Origin of the sequence: Bordetella sp. H567, assembly GCF_001704295.1 — a bacterium.
Lineage (GTDB): Bacteria > Pseudomonadota > Gammaproteobacteria > Burkholderiales > Burkholderiaceae_B > Bordetella_C.
Window position 1 is genome coordinate 3919248 of the sequence record NZ_CP012334.1, and the last position, 14915, is coordinate 3934162.

At 60.3% G+C, this 14915-nt stretch carries 11 protein-coding genes, 2 tRNA genes and 3 rRNA genes; 7 read left to right on the top strand and 9 right to left on the bottom strand.

The window, feature by feature from the left end; translation table 11 throughout:
• Window positions 1-55: 55 nt before the first annotated feature.
• On the bottom strand, window positions 56-481 hold the full coding sequence (locus AKI39_RS17600) for a hypothetical protein (RefSeq protein ID WP_066638879.1): 426 nt from the start codon (window positions 479-481) through the stop codon (window positions 56-58).
• Between the two features lie 222 nt (window positions 482-703).
• Here AKI39_RS17600 and AKI39_RS17605 point away from each other — a divergent pair, with 222 nt between their 5' ends.
• The 3 genes from AKI39_RS17605 (at window position 704) to AKI39_RS17615 (ending at window position 2540) form a co-directional block, all read left to right on the top strand.
• Window positions 704-1096: a hypothetical protein gene (locus tag AKI39_RS17605; protein ID WP_235610668.1), complete on the top strand. Its 393-nt coding sequence runs from the start codon at window positions 704-706 to the stop codon at window positions 1094-1096.
• Window positions 1097-1195: 99 nt separating this feature from the next.
• Window positions 1196-1822 (top strand): glutathione S-transferase family protein, encoded by a 627-nt coding sequence (locus tag AKI39_RS17610; protein WP_066638884.1) that lies wholly within the window; start codon window positions 1196-1198, stop codon window positions 1820-1822.
• An 85-nt stretch (window positions 1823-1907) separates the two neighbouring features.
• Window positions 1908-2540, top strand: coding sequence for a glutathione S-transferase family protein (locus AKI39_RS17615; RefSeq protein ID WP_066638886.1), 633 nt, complete (start codon window positions 1908-1910; stop codon window positions 2538-2540).
• A 183-nt stretch (window positions 2541-2723) separates the two neighbouring features.
• Here the strand turns inward: AKI39_RS17615 and AKI39_RS17620 are convergent, their stop codons facing one another.
• Window positions 2724-3626 (bottom strand): LysR family transcriptional regulator, encoded by a 903-nt coding sequence (locus AKI39_RS17620; protein WP_066643240.1) that lies wholly within the window; start codon window positions 3624-3626, stop codon window positions 2724-2726.
• 143 nt (window positions 3627-3769) lie between these two features.
• Here AKI39_RS17620 and AKI39_RS17625 point away from each other — a divergent pair, with 143 nt between their 5' ends.
• The 3 genes from AKI39_RS17625 to AKI39_RS17635 are packed head-to-tail and all read left to right on the top strand — an operon-like array spanning window position 3770 to window position 5890.
• The gene (locus AKI39_RS17625; RefSeq protein ID WP_066638889.1) at window positions 3770-5167 is read left to right on the top strand and encodes an MFS transporter; all 1398 of its coding nucleotides are present in this window, start codon (window positions 3770-3772) and stop codon (window positions 5165-5167) included.
• A 49-nt stretch (window positions 5168-5216) separates the two neighbouring features.
• Window positions 5217-5492 carry a GNAT family N-acetyltransferase gene (locus tag AKI39_RS17630; RefSeq protein ID WP_066638890.1) on the top strand — a complete coding sequence of 92 codons (276 nt, stop codon included), beginning with the start codon at window positions 5217-5219 and terminating at the stop codon, window positions 5490-5492.
• 2 nt (window positions 5493-5494) lie between these two features.
• A complete protein-coding gene (locus AKI39_RS17635) occupies window positions 5495-5890 on the top strand; it encodes a YchJ family protein (RefSeq protein WP_066638892.1) in 396 nt (131 codons plus the stop codon).
• A 140-nt stretch (window positions 5891-6030) separates the two neighbouring features.
• Here AKI39_RS17635 and rrf read toward each other — a convergent pair.
• From rrf to AKI39_RS17660, 5 genes are all read right to left on the bottom strand, one after another.
• A 5S ribosomal RNA gene (gene rrf, locus AKI39_RS17640) occupies window positions 6031-6143 on the bottom strand.
• Between the two features lie 306 nt (window positions 6144-6449).
• Window positions 6450-9335, bottom strand: a 23S ribosomal RNA gene (locus AKI39_RS17645).
• Window positions 9336-9677: 342 nt separating this feature from the next.
• A tRNA-Ala gene (locus tag AKI39_RS17650) sits at window positions 9678-9753 on the bottom strand.
• Between the two features lie 27 nt (window positions 9754-9780).
• Window positions 9781-9857, bottom strand: a tRNA-Ile gene (locus AKI39_RS17655).
• Between the two features lie 83 nt (window positions 9858-9940).
• Window positions 9941-11471, bottom strand: a 16S ribosomal RNA gene (locus AKI39_RS17660).
• The 16S, 23S and 5S rRNA genes sit together here with 2 tRNA genes alongside, the layout of an rRNA operon.
• A 1043-nt stretch (window positions 11472-12514) precedes the next feature.
• Here AKI39_RS17660 and AKI39_RS17665 point away from each other — a divergent pair.
• Entirely contained in the window at window positions 12515-13081 is a 567-nt protein-coding gene (locus tag AKI39_RS17665; RefSeq protein WP_235610669.1) for a carboxymuconolactone decarboxylase family protein, read from the top strand.
• A 145-nt stretch (window positions 13082-13226) separates the two neighbouring features.
• Here the strand turns inward: AKI39_RS17665 and AKI39_RS17670 are convergent, their stop codons facing one another.
• Complete coding sequence (locus tag AKI39_RS17670) at window positions 13227-13496, bottom strand: hypothetical protein (RefSeq protein WP_066638894.1); 270 nt, start codon at window positions 13494-13496, stop codon at window positions 13227-13229.
• A gap of 517 nt (window positions 13497-14013) precedes the next feature.
• Window positions 14014-14724, bottom strand: a complete 711-nt coding sequence (locus AKI39_RS17675; RefSeq protein WP_066638901.1) for a glutathione S-transferase — start codon at window positions 14722-14724, stop codon at window positions 14014-14016.
• Between the last annotated feature and the right edge of the window lie 191 nt (window positions 14725-14915).

Consider the following 14915-nt stretch of genomic DNA (forward strand, 5'->3'; position numbering starts at 1 on the left):
CTAGTGCGACGCACGCGGCCAGCCCATGGCAAGCCGCGTGCGGGCATATGCGGCGCTAGACCCTGATGAGCGGCTCCAGCATCGTCTTGGGCAGGTTACGCCACTCCGATAGGGGCGTGTACGGAAGGGCCTGTGCCTTGAGGATGACCGGCAGGGTTTTTCCCAGCATATGTTCCACAGGTGCGGAAGGAAGCGCGATGACCTTGCCCACTGCCTGGAAAATCGAGGGGAGCATCGTCAGCGGCGGCATAACGGCGACGGCCGCCCCGGGCGTGCGGGAGAAATGGTCGAAGGCCTCTTTGCCGACTTCGGTCGTGCTTTGTCCGATGCCGTCCACCCTGGCGATCAGGTCGGCCATCGCGCCGCCGAACAACTGCTCCGCCAAGCCTGGACCAGACGGCGTGGCGGGTGCGGTGGCCGCCGCAGCCGCGGCCATGCAGCCTGCATCAGGGCCGGCTACGCTAAAGTTGGAAGTACCCATTCCAGTATCCTCAAAAAAACGCGGCCTCGAATCGGCCGCGACGCTCAGTAACCCGTATTTTTTCCCTGTTCTGCCATGCCCTGGCGAACGCCCCCGGATTCGTCCTGAACGATGTACCGCTGCTCGCGGCCCTAGCGCCATGCGGCATGTGCCGCCGGCGCGCCGATACGGCCGGCCTGTGCAAGAGCGCCCGACCGCCGCATCGGCGTTATGCTTACGATGATGAACACGCCCATTTACGCCGTCGTGCTGACGACCGCCTTCAATGTTTTCGTCGCCTGCTTCTTCGTATCAGCGGTGTCGCTGGCCACGATCTGGTTTTTCAAGCTGGACCGCATCAACGACACGCTGCGGCATCCCTTGCTGCAACATCGCCCTTTCCGCGAGTTTCCGCGGGCCATCCAGGCCGGTATTTTCCTGGACTATTTCCTGCGGCTGCTGTTTCCGCGGGCCCGCAAGGGCTTGTTCGGCCAGGCCAACCGAAATCTTGCCCACGTGGATCCGGTCCACGTGCCCATGGACGTCAAGTGGCCCATCATGGGCTTGTGGGCGGGCTGCTGGATTGGCTTGCTTGCCATGATCGTCGTGTGGGCGCTGCTGCTGGTGCGCCATTGAAGGCGCGCGTTTTCGCGCTCGATTACCGCGTTGCATGAAAGGCAAACCATACGGCCGCCAGGCCTTGACGACAAACCATACCGAGGACAGGACATCGCCATGATCAGGATTTGGGGTCGCGTGAATTCCGTGAACGTACAGAAGGTGCTGTGGTGCTGCGACGAACTGTCGCTCCCCTACGACCGCGTGGATGCCGGCCTGCACTTCGGCCGCAACACCGAGGCGGATTATCTGGCCATGAACCCCAATGGCAAGGTGCCGACGCTGGAAGACGGCGATTTCGTGCTGTGGGAGTCCAACGCCATCATCCGCTACCTGGCCATGCAATATGGGCCGCAAAGCGGCCTGTATCCCGAAGCGCCCCGCTTGCGCGCATCGGTCGACCGCTGGATGGACTGGGTGCTGTCGACCCTGCAGCCTGTCGAGCGCGGCGTGTTCTGGGGCATGGTGCGCACGCCCCCCGAAAAGCGCGATATGGCGGCTATCCAGAAATCCGCGGATGACGCCGGCAAGCTATGGTTGATGGTGGACGCGCACCTGCAAGGACGCGAATTCCTGGAAGGCGAAGGCTTCACCCTGGCCGACATCGTGCTGGGCGCATATTGCCGGCGCTTCATCGAGCTGGACGGCATCCGGCGACCTGAAACCCCTCGTGTGCAAGCCTGGTACGACGGCTTGAAGAAGCGCCCCGCGTTCCAGCGCCACATCGCGCCGGCATTGACCTGATCCAGCCTGTCGTTGCCCCTTGATAACCCGCCCCGATCGTCCCGCGGGGCCTGTCTCTCCGCATCCTTTTGCCTACTCCGCCATCATGACCATAGACCTGCATACCTGGAACACGCCGAACGGCCGCAAGATCAGCGTCGCCCTGGAAGAAATGGGCTTGCCCTATACCGTCCACCCTGTCGACATCCGCAACGGGGAGCAGCACAAGCCCGAGTTCCTGCGCATCAGCCCCAATAACCGGATACCGGCCATCGTCGACCCGCAAGGTCCCGACGGCAAGCCGATCAGCGTTTTCGAATCGGGCGCCATCCTGCTGTACCTGGGCGAAAAAACGGGTAAGTTCCTGCCCGCCAGGCTGGCCGAGCGTGTGCCGGTGCTGGAATGGTTGATGTGGCAAATGGGCGGTTTCGGCCCGATGCCGGGACAGGCGCATCATTTCCTGAGCCTGCAGAACGAAGACGATAAACGCTACGGTGCCAAGCGCTACGTGGACGAAACCCGCCGCCTGTACGGGGTACTGGATCGGCGCCTGGACAAGGTGGAATTCGTGGCGGGCGCGCTCTCGGTCGCCGACTTCGCCATCGTCGGTTGGGCCTGGCGCCACGAGCGGCACCTGGTGGACCTGGCCGACTTCCCCAATGTGAAGCGCTGGTACGAAACGATGATGGCCCGGCCGGCCACGCGCCGCGGCTTCGAAGTCAAGCTGGACAATTTGTAAACAATGTGTGGAGGGTGTTGCGTGCTTTGTGAGCCCGGAACCTTATGTCGTTGAGATCTCAGGCTATTTTGATTTTCTCCGTGACATTTCCAAATGGTTGTCCACAGTAAATGTGGACAGATCGGACGGTGTCTCGCCGCGTGCACGGGGGTGTGGATAATCTCGCCAAGGCTGCACGCGCCGCTAGGCTTTTTTCGGCCTAGCCGCGACGGGCTTTTCCTCGCCGTGCTCGAACACATCGACAATCGCGTCGGCCACCGCGCGTACGCGGGCGGTGCGATGCAGATCCCCATGCATCACCAGCCATAGGTCATAGAACTCGGCGCAGTCCGGCCAGATCCGCACCAGGCTGGACGAGTCCTGGGCCAGATAGGTGGAAAGCTCGGCGACGCCCAGTCCGCGGCTGGCCGCCTCCAGCATCATCAGGCCTGAATTGACTTCCAACGCCACGCGCGCGTTGCCGAACGGTTCGCCGCAAAGGGTGTCGGCCCGCGCGCCAAACACAGCACGCTGGTAGACGACGACCGTATGGCCTTCGAAGGCAGTGCCGCGCCGCGGCTCGCCGTGCTGCTTCAGGTAGTGTTTGCTGGCGTATACGCCCAGCTCGCGGCGTCCCAGCCGCCGGGATATCAGGTCAGGATTGTCGGGTCGCACGTTGCGCACGGCGATGTCGGCTTCACGCCGCGTCAGGTTGCTCAAATGCGTGGATGCAGTGAGCACCAGCCGAAGGTCGGGGTGGGCTTCACGCAGGCGCTGGATCGCCGGCATCACGAACGCGCGTGCGATCGTGTCCGAGGTCGTCACGCGCACCGTTCCGGACACGCGTTCATCCGTACCCTGCGTCAAGCGCTCCAATTGGTCGGCCGCCTTTTCCATGGCTTCGGCCGCCGGCAGGGCAAGTTCGCCAGCGCGGGTGGGCACATAGCCGCGCGGCGTATGCAGGAAAAGGCGCGCGTGCAGGGCCTCTTCCAGCGCCCGCAGGCGCCTGCCCACCGTGGCCTGGTCCACGTGCAGCAGGGCCGCGGCGGCCCGCAATGTCCCACCGCGATAGATCGCCAGGAGAATCCGCGCGTCGTCCCAGTCCATGTTGATGCAGATTTGCATTGCTCCGACGAAATTCTACGTATTTTTGCATCACGCGGCAGGGGATATCATTCGCGCCGAAGGAGAATCCGCGCGTCCGAGCCGTTCCAAGAAAGGGCCTTCGCGCCGACCGCCGTATACCTGCCATGTCGGAACTCACCTCTTCATCGCGCCTGTCCATCGCGCCGGGCGCACCGGTCCGCTATCTGCCGCTGATCACGCTGGCCATGGGCTTTGTCATGGCCACCCTCGATGTCACGGTGGTCAACGTCGGGCTCTCCAATATCGCCGGCCAGTTGCAGGTCCCACTCTCGGGACTGGTGTGGGTCGTGGACGGCTACACGCTGACCTTCGCCGCCATGTTGCTGGTGGGTGGCGGCCTGGCCGACCGTTTTGGCGCGAAGAACGTCTACCAGACCGGCCTGGCGGTCTTCGTCCTGGCGTCGCTGCTGTGCGGGGCGGCACCCAACGGCACCACGCTGGTGGCCGCGCGCTTCCTGCAGGGCGTAGGGGCGGCGCTGTTCATGCCCAGTTCCCTGAGCCTGCTGGCGCGGGCCTATCCGCAAGATCGCGTACGCGCGCGCATGCTGGGGCTTTGGTCGGCGATCGTATCCATCGCCGGCGCCTCGGGGCCACTGGTCGGCGGCATCCTGATCGACCGCTTCGGCTGGCGCAGCATTTTTCTGGTCAACCTTCCCATCGGGCTGATCGGGTTGGCAATGGCGCAGAACGTGATCCCCGCGTCCGTGCGTCATCCACGCGCATTGAACGCCGTCAGCCATCTGCTGGGCGTCACGGCCCTGGCCGGACTGAGCTTCACCTTGATCGAAGGCCCGGTACATGGATGGACGTCCTTTCCTATCCAGTGCGCCGCAGTGGTCACGCTGGCGGCGGCAATTGCCTTCGTTCAGCGCGAGCGCCGCGTCGCCAGCCCGCTGCTGCCGCGCGATCTGTTCAGGACGGCGCGCTTTGGGGCTGCCAACATGCTGGGTTTCCTGATCAATTTCGGCGGCTACGGGCAATTGTTCCTGCTTAGCCTCTTCTTGCAGGAAGCGCGCGGCGCCACGCCGCTGCAGGCCGGCACGCAATTGCTGCCGACGATGATCATGTTCACGCTGGGCAATCTGTCCGCCCCGCGTGTCGTGTCCCGCATCGGCCCGCGCGCCGCGCTGATGGCCAGCATGGCCCTGTGCGGCGCGTCCAGCGCAGCGACGGCCTGGGTACTCAGGCCGGAAACCGATTACTGGCTGTTCGCCGCCGTCGTCTCGCTGATCAACCTGGGCGTGGGCGTGGCGGTTCCGGCAATGACGGCGGTCGTCATGCAGATCGCGGGGCAGTCACACGCCAATATCGCCGCGGCGTGCCTGAACGCCAACCGGCAGATCGGCGTGCTGGTGGGCGTGGCCATCATGGGAACCATCCTGCACGCCTATGCGGATTGGCATATCGCGCTACCGCTGGCCTTCGCCACCATGGGTACCCTATATGGACTCGGTACCGCCCTGGTGTGGCGGTATCTGAGAGCCGACTCCACATCGCGTTAAAGTGTGGGTGCGCTCCGCTTGATGAGCGCCGGACCCCGGAGATTCCAGAATGGACATTACGATTACCCATGATGCGGGTGCGCATCGTTTCAAAGCCATCGTGGAGCATCATGAAAGCCACGTCGAATATGCGCTCCGCGACAACGTCATGGTGATTCTCCATACCATCGTGCCCCGGGAAGTGGAAGGCCGCGGTATTGCAGGGCGGTTGACGGTCGCTGCCCTGGACTATGCGCGGTCGCACGGCTTGAAGGTGCAGCCTGTCTGCGCCTACGCCGCCGGATATTTGCAGCGCCATCCGGAATACGCAGACCTGGTGGCGTAACCTTGACCGGCACTCTCTCCACATGCCCCTGCGGCACGGGCCGACCCTACGTCGATTGCTGCGGTGTCTGGCACGCGGGGCCGCGGTATCTACAGGCGCCGACAGCCGAAGCCCTGATGCGTTCGCGATACAGCGCGTATGTACTGGGCCTACTGGATTATCTGCGAGACACCTGGCATCCGTCGACGCGTCCAGCCGCGCTGGAACCCAATCCACCAGATCTGAAATGGCTAGGCCTGGACGTGAAGCGCCATATCGTCCAGGACGAGCAACACGCCCAGGTTGAATTCGTCGCGCGCAGCCGCCTGCGGGGCAAAGGACAGCGCATGCACGAAACCAGCCGCTTCGTGCGCGAGGACGGCCGCTGGCTATACGTCGACGGCGACATACGCAACTAGCGCTGCTGGCCCCAGGCGCTTCTACCCCTGTAAAGCGAAGAGATCGCTATCAAGCGAAGGGGGCGCTGTGACGTCTTCCGAAGGGCGGCACATAAAGCAAAACCCCGCTGGGGTGACCCAGCGGGGTTTTGGGGATAAGAGCCTGACGATGACCTACTTTCACAGACGTCCGTCCACTATCATCGGCGCGAAGGCGTTTCACTGTCCTGTTCGGGATGGGAAGGAGTGGGGCCACCTTGCTATGGTCGTCAGGCGTAAAGGGTTGCGCGGCGTGCCGGCCCGGTTGGGGGGCTGGCGCGTCACGCCAATCTGGTTAAAGCACACGCAAGCGCGCTTGCGGCGAGGGTATTGGGGTTGCCGGCAGCGGCGCCGCTGTTGAGGCGCGGCCGGTGAGCGGCATAGGATTCGGGTTGGGACTGCGTGGCGGATCGCATGGATCCGCGTGGCACGTCTACGCCAAGCATCATGGCAAGCGGGCGGCCTGGGCAGGTGGCTCAGGCGACCGGCTCGCAGTCAGTTGCGAGGGTTGCAATTGTTGGGGTCTAACCATCAGGGTTATAGGATCAAGCCGCACGGGCAATTAGTATCGGTTAGCTTAACGCATTACTGCGCTTCCACACCCGACCTATCAACGTCCTGGTCTTGAACGACCCTTTAGGGGGCTCGAGGCCCCGGGATACCTAATCTTCAGACGAGTTTCCCGCTTAGATGCCTTCAGCGGTTATCTCTTCCGTACATAGCTACCCGGCAATGCCATTGGCATGACAACCGGTACACCAGAGGTACGTCCACTCCGGTCCTCTCGTACTAGGAGCAGGCTCCGTCAAGTATCCAACGCCCACGGCAGATAGGGACCAAACTGTCTCACGACGTTTTAAACCCAGCTCACGTACCTCTTTAAATGGCGAACAGCCATACCCTTGGGACCGGCTACAGCCCCAGGATGAGATGAGCCGACATCGAGGTGCCAAACACCGCCGTCGATATGAACTCTTGGGCGGTATCAGCCTGTTATCCCCAGAGTACCTTTTATCCGTTGAGCGATGGCCCTTCCATTCAGAACCACCGGATCACTATGTCCTGCTTTCGCACCTGTTCGACTTGTCAGTCTCACAGTCAAGCACGCTTATGCCATTGCACTATCAGCACGATTTCCGACCGTACCTAGCGTACCTTCGAACTCCTCCGTTACGCTTTGGGAGGAGACCGCCCCAGTCAAACTGCCCACCATGCACTGTCCCCAACCCGGATAACGGGCCAAGGTTAGAACCGCAAACAGACCAGGGTGGTATTTCAAGGTTGGCTCCACCGAATCTGGCGACTCGGTTTCCGCGCCTCCCACCTATCCTACACAGGCCGGTTCACAGTCCAATGCAAAGCTACAGTAAAGGTTCATGGGGTCTTTCCGTCTAGCCGCGGGTAGATTGCATCATCACAAACACTTCAACTTCGCTGAGTCTCGGGAGGAGACAGTGTGGCCATCGTTACGCCATTCGTGCAGGTCGGAACTTACCCGACAAGGAATTTCGCTACCTTAGGACCGTTATAGTTACGGCCGCCGTTTACCGGGGCTTCGATCAAGAGCTTGCACCCCATCACTTAACCTTCCGGCACCGGGCAGGCGTCACACCCTATACGTCGACTTTCGTCTTTGCAGAGTGCTGTGTTTTTAATAAACAGTCGCAGCCACCGATTCTCTGCGACCCCATCATGCTCAGCGCGCAGGCGCCTCACACTACCGGGGCATACCTTCTCCCGAAGTTACGGTATCAATTTGCCGAGTTCCTTCTCCCGAGTTCTCTCAAGCGCCTTGGAATATTCATCCCGTCCACCTGTGTCGGTTTGCGGTACGGTCTCGTACAGCTGAAGCTTAGAGGCTTTTCTTGGAACCACTTCCAATCACTTCGCGAGACATGCTCGCTCGTGCCACACCCTTGAGTCACGCGCCCGGATTTGCCTAAGCGCCCTCTCTAATGCAGCAACAGGGACATCCAACACCCTGATGATCTTCCGCGATCCGTCCCCCCATCGCACTGTACGACGGTGCTGGAATATTAACCAGCTTCCCATCAGCTACGCATCTCTGCCTCGCCTTAGGGGCCGACTCACCCTGCGCCGATGAACGTTGCGCAGGAAACCTTGGACTTACGGCGAGGGGGCTTTTCACCCCCTTTATCGCTACTCATGTCAGCATTCGCACTTCTGATACCTCCAGCAACCCTTACGAGTCACCTTCACAGGCTTACAGAACGCTCTCCTACCGCGTGCAGTTTGACCTGCACACCCGCAGCTTCGGTTTATCGCTTAGCCCCGTTACATCTTCCGCGCAGGACGACTCGATCAGTGAGCTATTACGCTTTCTTTAAAGGATGGCTGCTTCTAAGCCAACCTCCTGACTGTCTAAGCCTTCCCACTTCGTTTCCCACTTAGCGATAATTCGGGACCTTAGCTGGCGGTCTGGGTTGTTTCCCTCTTGAGTCCGGACGTTAGCACCCGGTGCTCTGTCTCCCAAGCTGGACTTGCGGGTATTCGGAGTTTGCCATGGTTTGGTAAGTCGCCATGACCCCCTAGCCATAACAGTGCTCTACCCCCCGCAGTCATACTTGAGGCACTACCTAAATAGTTTTCGGAGAGAACCAGCTATTTCCAGATTTGTTTAGCCTTTCACCCCTATCCACAGCTCATCCCCTAGTTTTTCAACACTAGTGGGTTCGGTCCTCCAGCACGTGTTACCGTGCCTTCAACCTGGCCATGGATAGATCATCTGGTTTCGGGTCTACACCCAGCGACTGAATCGCCCTATTCGGACTCGCTTTCGCTACGCCTTCCCTATCCGGTTAAGCTTGCCACTGAATGTAAGTCGCTGACCCATTATACAAAAGGTACGCCGTCACCCCACAAGGAGGCTCCGACTGTTTGTATGCATACGGTTTCAGGATCTATTTCACTCCCCTTCCGGGGTTCTTTTCGCCTTTCCCTCACGGTACTGGTTCACTATCGGTCGATCACGAGTATTTAGCCTTGGAGGATGGTCCCCCCATCTTCAAACAGGATTTCACGTGTCCCGCCCTACTTCTCTTACGCTTAGTTCCACGCATTGCATTTCGCCTACAGGGCTATCACCTGCTACGGCCGGACTTTCCATTCCGTTCGACTATACAACGCGCTAAAACGTAAAGGCTCTTCCGATTTCGCTCGCCACTACTTTCGGAATCTCGGTTGATTTCTTTTCCTCGAGTTACTGAGATGTTTCAGTTCACCCGGTTCGCTTCCTGGAACCTATGTATTCAGCCCAGGATACCGTCTCGCGACGGTGGGTTTCCCCATTCGGATATCTGCGGATCAATGCTTGTTTGCCAGCTCCCCGCAGCTTTTCGCAGGCTACAACGTCCTTCATCGCCTGTGATCGCCAAGGCATCCACCATATGCACTTAGTCGCTTGATCCTATAACGCTAATGGCTATAAAACCGAACAAGCAACCGTCTTGCTTCTGACATGATTACTTCGCGTTTGTGCCGTTCAAATCAATTCACTTGAGTTTGAACTATCATGCAATCACAACCCGTATCCAACGGCGCATTCAACTTCAATGCACCGCCAATACTTCTCGTTGTGCTTCTTCCAGATTGTTAAAGAACGAATAAAACTGTCGAGTCAAAAACCCAACGCTCAAGACTCGACCCGCCAGAACCCGGCAGGTCAAACACTGAGCGTTGAACTCTTTCTTCGCGGACCCGGCACTCGCACTCACCAATGGCCGCCAATTGACCAGCAATTGACAGTAAATGGTGGAGGTGAACGGGATCGAACCGATGACATCCTGCTTGCAAAGCAGGCGCTCTCCCAGCTGAGCTACACCCCCAATTAAAGCGTCGCCGCCCTAATCTCGTGGTGGGTCTGGTTGGATTCGAACCAACGACCCCCGCCTTATCAAGACGGTGCTCTAACCGACTGAGCTACAGACCCAATGCGTATCGGATCCGCTATCGATCCAGTCTTTTCAACAACCGATAAGTGTGGCCGCTTAACAAACCCTGACGCGCGCTCTGAAAGGAGGTGATCCAGCCGCACCTTCCGATACGGCTACCTTGTTACGACTTCACCCCAGTCATGAATCCTACCGTGGTAATCGCCCTCCTTGCGGTTAGGCTAACTACTTCTGGTAAAACCCACTCCCATGGTGTGACGGGCGGTGTGTACAAGACCCGGGAACGTATTCACCGCGACATGCTGATCCGCGATTACTAGCGATTCCGACTTCACGCAGTCGAGTTGCAGACTGCGATCCGGACTACGATCGGGTTTCTGGGATTGGCTCCCCCTCGCGGGTTGGCGACCCTCTGTCCCGACCATTGTATGACGTGTGAAGCCCTACCCATAAGGGCCATGAGGACTTGACGTCATCCCCACCTTCCTCCGGTTTGTCACCGGCAGTCTCATTAGAGTGCCCTTTCGTAGCAACTAATGACAAGGGTTGCGCTCGTTGCGGGACTTAACCCAACATCTCACGACACGAGCTGACGACAGCCATGCAGCACCTGTGTTCCGGTTCTCTTGCGAGCACTCCCAAATCTCTTCGGGATTCCAGACATGTCAAGGGTAGGTAAGGTTTTTCGCGTTGCATCGAATTAATCCACATCATCCACCGCTTGTGCGGGTCCCCGTCAATTCCTTTGAGTTTTAATCTTGCGACCGTACTCCCCAGGCGGTCAACTTCACGCGTTAGCTGCGCTACCAAGGCCCGAAGGCCCCAACAGCTAGTTGACATCGTTTAGGGCGTGGACTACCAGGGTATCTAATCCTGTTTGCTCCCCACGCTTTCGTGCATGAGCGTCAGTGTTATCCCAGGGGGCTGCCTTCGCCATCGGTGTTCCTCCACATATCTACGCATTTCACTGCTACACGTGGAATTCCACCCCCCTCTGACACACTCTAGCCCGGTAGTTAAAAATGCAGTTCCAAGGTTAAGCCCTGGGATTTCACATCTTTCTTTCCGAACCGCCTGCGCACGCTTTACGCCCAGTAATTCCGATTAACGCTTGCACCCTACGTATTACCGCGGCTGCTGGCACGTAGTTAGCCGGTGCTTATTCTGCAGGTACCGTCAGTTACGCCAGGTATTAGCCGGCGCCGTTTCTTTCCTGCCAAAAGTGCTTTACAACCCGAAGGCCTTCATCGCACACGCGGGATGGCTGGATCAGGGTTGCCCCCATTGTCCAAAATTCCCCACTGCTGCCTCCCGTAGGAGTCTGGGCCGTGTCTCAGTCCCAGTGTGGCTGGTCGTCCTCTCAAACCAGCTACGGATCGTCGCCTTGGTGAGCCGTTACCCCACCAACTAGCTAATCCGATATCGGCCGCTCCAATAGTGCGAGGTCCTAAGATCCCCCGCTTTCCCCCGTAGGGCGTATGCGGTATTAGCTACGCTTTCGCGTAGTTATCCCCCGCTACTGGGCACGTTCCGATACATTACTCACCCGTTCGCCACTCGCCGCCAGACCGAAGTCCGCGCTGCCGTTCGACTTGCATGTGTAAGGCATCCCGCCAGCGTTCAATCTGAGCCAGGATCAAACTCTTCAGTTCAATCTCTGTTTCGTACAACCCACGTATCCGGAGACACGGGGCTGTCTTTCGCTAGCGCTCTCAAAGGAAGTGAGGACCCAGACGAACTAAATCGCCTGATTCCTGACACTTACTTTTGTGAGCACTTGATTTCTTCGGCCCCATCCCACCCGGCATTTGCATGCCACGCGAGACAGGTGCGCCTTGATTCATCAAGCGCCCACACTTATCGGTTGTTTCGTTTTTAAAGAACAAGTCGGGCTCGCCACCCCGGGAACCTTGCGGTCCCCGCTGACCTCGCATCGGCATTTCAGCCTTGCCATCCAAGCCGCCTAAGTCACCGTTACCGGCTGCTTCGCGTCGCTTGCTGTGTCAGCAGCAGAGAAACGAGATTATGAAGACATTTTTTTGGGCTGTCAAATCAAGCTTGGCTTCGATCTCACTGCCCGGGTACTTCACCATCCCGTCTTCACTATTTGCCGAAGGCGCTACATAGGGCGCTGGGATCACGCGAGCACTGCCCTATTTTTCAAGAGCCGCACCACGCTTACCCGAGTCAGCGGACGATGCATCCGTTCCGCGAACAGCGAAGGGGCGCGACTATAGCACAGGGGCGAAAAGCGCGCCGCGCGCATCGCTGCACACCGTAGAACCGCAGGCTCTACTGGATCCGAGGATGCGGGGATGCGGGGATGCGGGAGATACCCGAGATACGGAGATACCGAGACCCCGGAGATACGGAGATACGCAAATACAAGGGATGCGGCAGACACAGGAGATACACGAATAGCGGGATAGGCGGAGGAGGATGGGCGTGGCGGAGCAGGAACACGACCCCCATGGAGAATGCATACGGCAAGACGATCTACGGCATACGCGTGGAAAGAAGGTGTAGAGGGAAGCAGCACGCGGACACGGTGAGATTTCAAAATGGCGTCGTTTCAGATCGATGTAGGCGCGCAGCCCCCACAATATTGATCCGATAGACCTGCTGTTCCTAGGCGCCGCGGTACACCACACGTGACCGCCTGGCGCGGTATCGGGAAACAGACCTGGAGATTTGCATGAGCACCCCCCGTTTGCCCCGCGTTCCCTTGCTGGAACCCGCGCAGATGAGCCCCGAGCAGAAGCGCATCCATGACGTGATCACTTCCGGGCCTCGCGGGCAGGTGCGCGGGCCCTTGGGCGTGTGGCTGCACCGTCCGGCCATGGCCGAACATGCCCAGGCGTTGGGTCAATATTGCCGCTATGAAACCAGCCTGCCCACACGGCTGTCGGAATGGGCGATCCTGATCATGGCGCGGCACTGGCGTTCGGAATATGAGTGGTGGGCACACAAGCCCCGCGCAATAAAGGCGGGCGTTGGTGAAAAGATGATCGCGGCCCTACGCGAAGGTACGCCCATCCCCTACGCCCAGGCCGACGAGGCGCTGGTCCATGAATTCCTGACGGTATTGCACGAAACCCGTCGCACGCCGCAGGCGCTGTATGAGCGCATCGTGCATGTGCTGGGGGAGTCCGGCGTGATCGACCTGGTCAGCATCGCCGGCTATTACACCTTGATCGCCATGACGCTGGGTGCGTTCGATATCCAGCCACCGGAAGGCACGCCCGCGGAGTTGGGCGAATAACCGCCGCCCGGGAGGCGATAACGGGCCCAGCCTGTACGAACGGAGCGGATAAAGAGCCGCCGGCGCGAAAGGCCGGCGGGCGAGACAACATGCACAAGGCGCGGATCGGTGGCAGGCGCGCACAATCGCGCAAGCCTGACTTGGGTTACCAGTAATAGAGGCTCATCGCATAGGCGCGGCTGTACTCGAATTCTTGCAGCGCCTGAGCCTCCGCGCGCATCTCCGGCGATACCCCCATATCGGCGAGCTCGCCGTCGCTGTATTCGCGCACGTCGAAGAAGGTGTCCGGCGTGGACCAGCTCTTCCACAACGCGACGAACGGCGCGGCCAACAGGCCGCACAAAGCGCGCCCCATGCCAGCGCGTTCCAGGGTGAGGGGCGAAGCGGCCGCCACCGCGGTAGAGGTATTGGACATCAATGGTCTCCTGATAAAGGCGAATGGTTGTGCTTGCTCCGCCCCAACGCGTTGTTTCGCCGTGCGCACTCGCCACGGGGAAGTACGTGATTTCGCGAGGTGGGGCTCGATGAGGCCGCAAGCGCCTGGGAGTAACCCAGCTCCACCGGCGGGTTCCGGCTGAAAGGGGGGTGCTCACGCACAATCAGACCGGATGAAAGGCGCTGGCCCGCCCATCCGGTCACACTCGTCGCGTGTTCGATGCCCACGATGCGGGCTGCTTCCCGTGGGGAAAGCACGCCCTCCCTTGAAGCGCATATCCCGGCCGCACAGACGGGATATGCGATGCGGCCTCCGGCCCTCGCGGAGGCCCCGCTTCCGGGTGGCGGGTGGCCCGTGCCAGTGCCCGGGCCCGCGCCCATGCCTCAGGGGCGACCGCGCCCGGCACCTTTCGGCCTAGGCGCGGCCGGATCCAGCCTTCTGACCTCGGACCGCATGGGCGCCTGTGGCCCTTGGACCGGGTCGAGCGCTCGTGCCCTTAGGCCGCGTCCAGCGCCGGATAGTGGCGGAATATCCCATCGCCGTACGGTAGGCGGCGTTCGCTGGACAGATACTCCTGCAGTTCCGGCAGGGCGGCCACGCGCTCGTACAAGCGCCTGACCTTGGGATACTGTCCCGCGAGAGTGGCCATGCGCTTGGGGAAGGCAAAGCGCAATCCATCGATGAGCTGGAACAGCGAGAGATCGGCATAGGTCCATTTTTCGCCACCCGCCAACCACAAGCCTTCGTGCACCAGGATGCGTTCGAACCAGGCCAGGAACTTGGGAATGCGTTCTTCGCGGAAATGCTTGGCGCGTCGCGCCGCCTCTTTCTTCTGATCCTCGTAATAGAGACTATTGGCGATGGGATGGTGCACATCGTGCGCCTCGGCGACGAGGTCGGCGATGGTGAGCTGTATCTGGTGCACCCAAAGCCGGCCGGCGAGGTCCTGCGGCGCCAGGCCATGTTTCTCGCCCAGGAAAAGCAGGATGTTGGCGGTCTGGCCGACCGATATGCCCTCCCCCACGAGGTAGGGCGGTGCGAACGGCGGATGGTGGTCGCGGGTCTTCATGTCGCGGACGATCGCCGCGTCGCCGCCCGGCTCGCGCGCCCGATCCCGATAGGGAATGCCGCCAGCCTCAAGTGCCAGGCGCACGAACTCGCCACGCCCCGGAATGCCGTCCCAATACCAGAGGTCGTAAGGTGCCATCGATGCATCTCCAACGAGAAAGGCGCCGTCCAGCAAACCGTGTACCCATTGCGCGAAGCCAGGCCGTCGGGACGGCGGCGGCGCCGCACGTTCCCCCTGTTGCACGACACCGTATCCGCCGCACGAAACGGCGCTGTACCGTAAGGTATCACCCCAGCGGGATGTGGCAATGCGGCAATCACTCCTGCGCG

Bases quoted from the DNA above. Each gene is read 5' to 3' on its own strand.
- AKI39_RS17615 (WP_066638886.1), top strand. From the start codon at position 1,908: ATGACCATAGACCTGCATACCTGGAACACGCCGAACGGCCGCAAGATC.
- AKI39_RS17630 (WP_066638890.1), top strand. From the start codon at position 5,217: ATGGACATTACGATTACCCATGATGCGGGTGCGCATCGTTTCAAAGCC.
- AKI39_RS17620 (WP_066643240.1), bottom strand. From the start codon at position 3,626: ATGGACTGGGACGACGCGCGGATTCTCCTGGCGATCTATCGCGGTGGG.
- AKI39_RS17670 (WP_066638894.1), bottom strand. From the start codon at position 13,496: ATGTCCAATACCTCTACCGCGGTGGCGGCCGCTTCGCCCCTCACCCTG.
- AKI39_RS17610 (WP_066638884.1), top strand. From the start codon at position 1,196: ATGATCAGGATTTGGGGTCGCGTGAATTCCGTGAACGTACAGAAGGTG.
- AKI39_RS17675 (WP_066638901.1), bottom strand. From the start codon at position 14,724: ATGGCACCTTACGACCTCTGGTATTGGGACGGCATTCCGGGGCGTGGC.
- AKI39_RS17605 (WP_235610668.1), top strand. From the start codon at position 704: ATGAACACGCCCATTTACGCCGTCGTGCTGACGACCGCCTTCAATGTT.
- AKI39_RS17625 (WP_066638889.1), top strand. From the start codon at position 3,770: ATGTCGGAACTCACCTCTTCATCGCGCCTGTCCATCGCGCCGGGCGCA.
- AKI39_RS17665 (WP_235610669.1), top strand. From the start codon at position 12,515: ATGAGCACCCCCCGTTTGCCCCGCGTTCCCTTGCTGGAACCCGCGCAG.
- AKI39_RS17600 (WP_066638879.1), bottom strand. From the start codon at position 481: ATGGGTACTTCCAACTTTAGCGTAGCCGGCCCTGATGCAGGCTGCATG.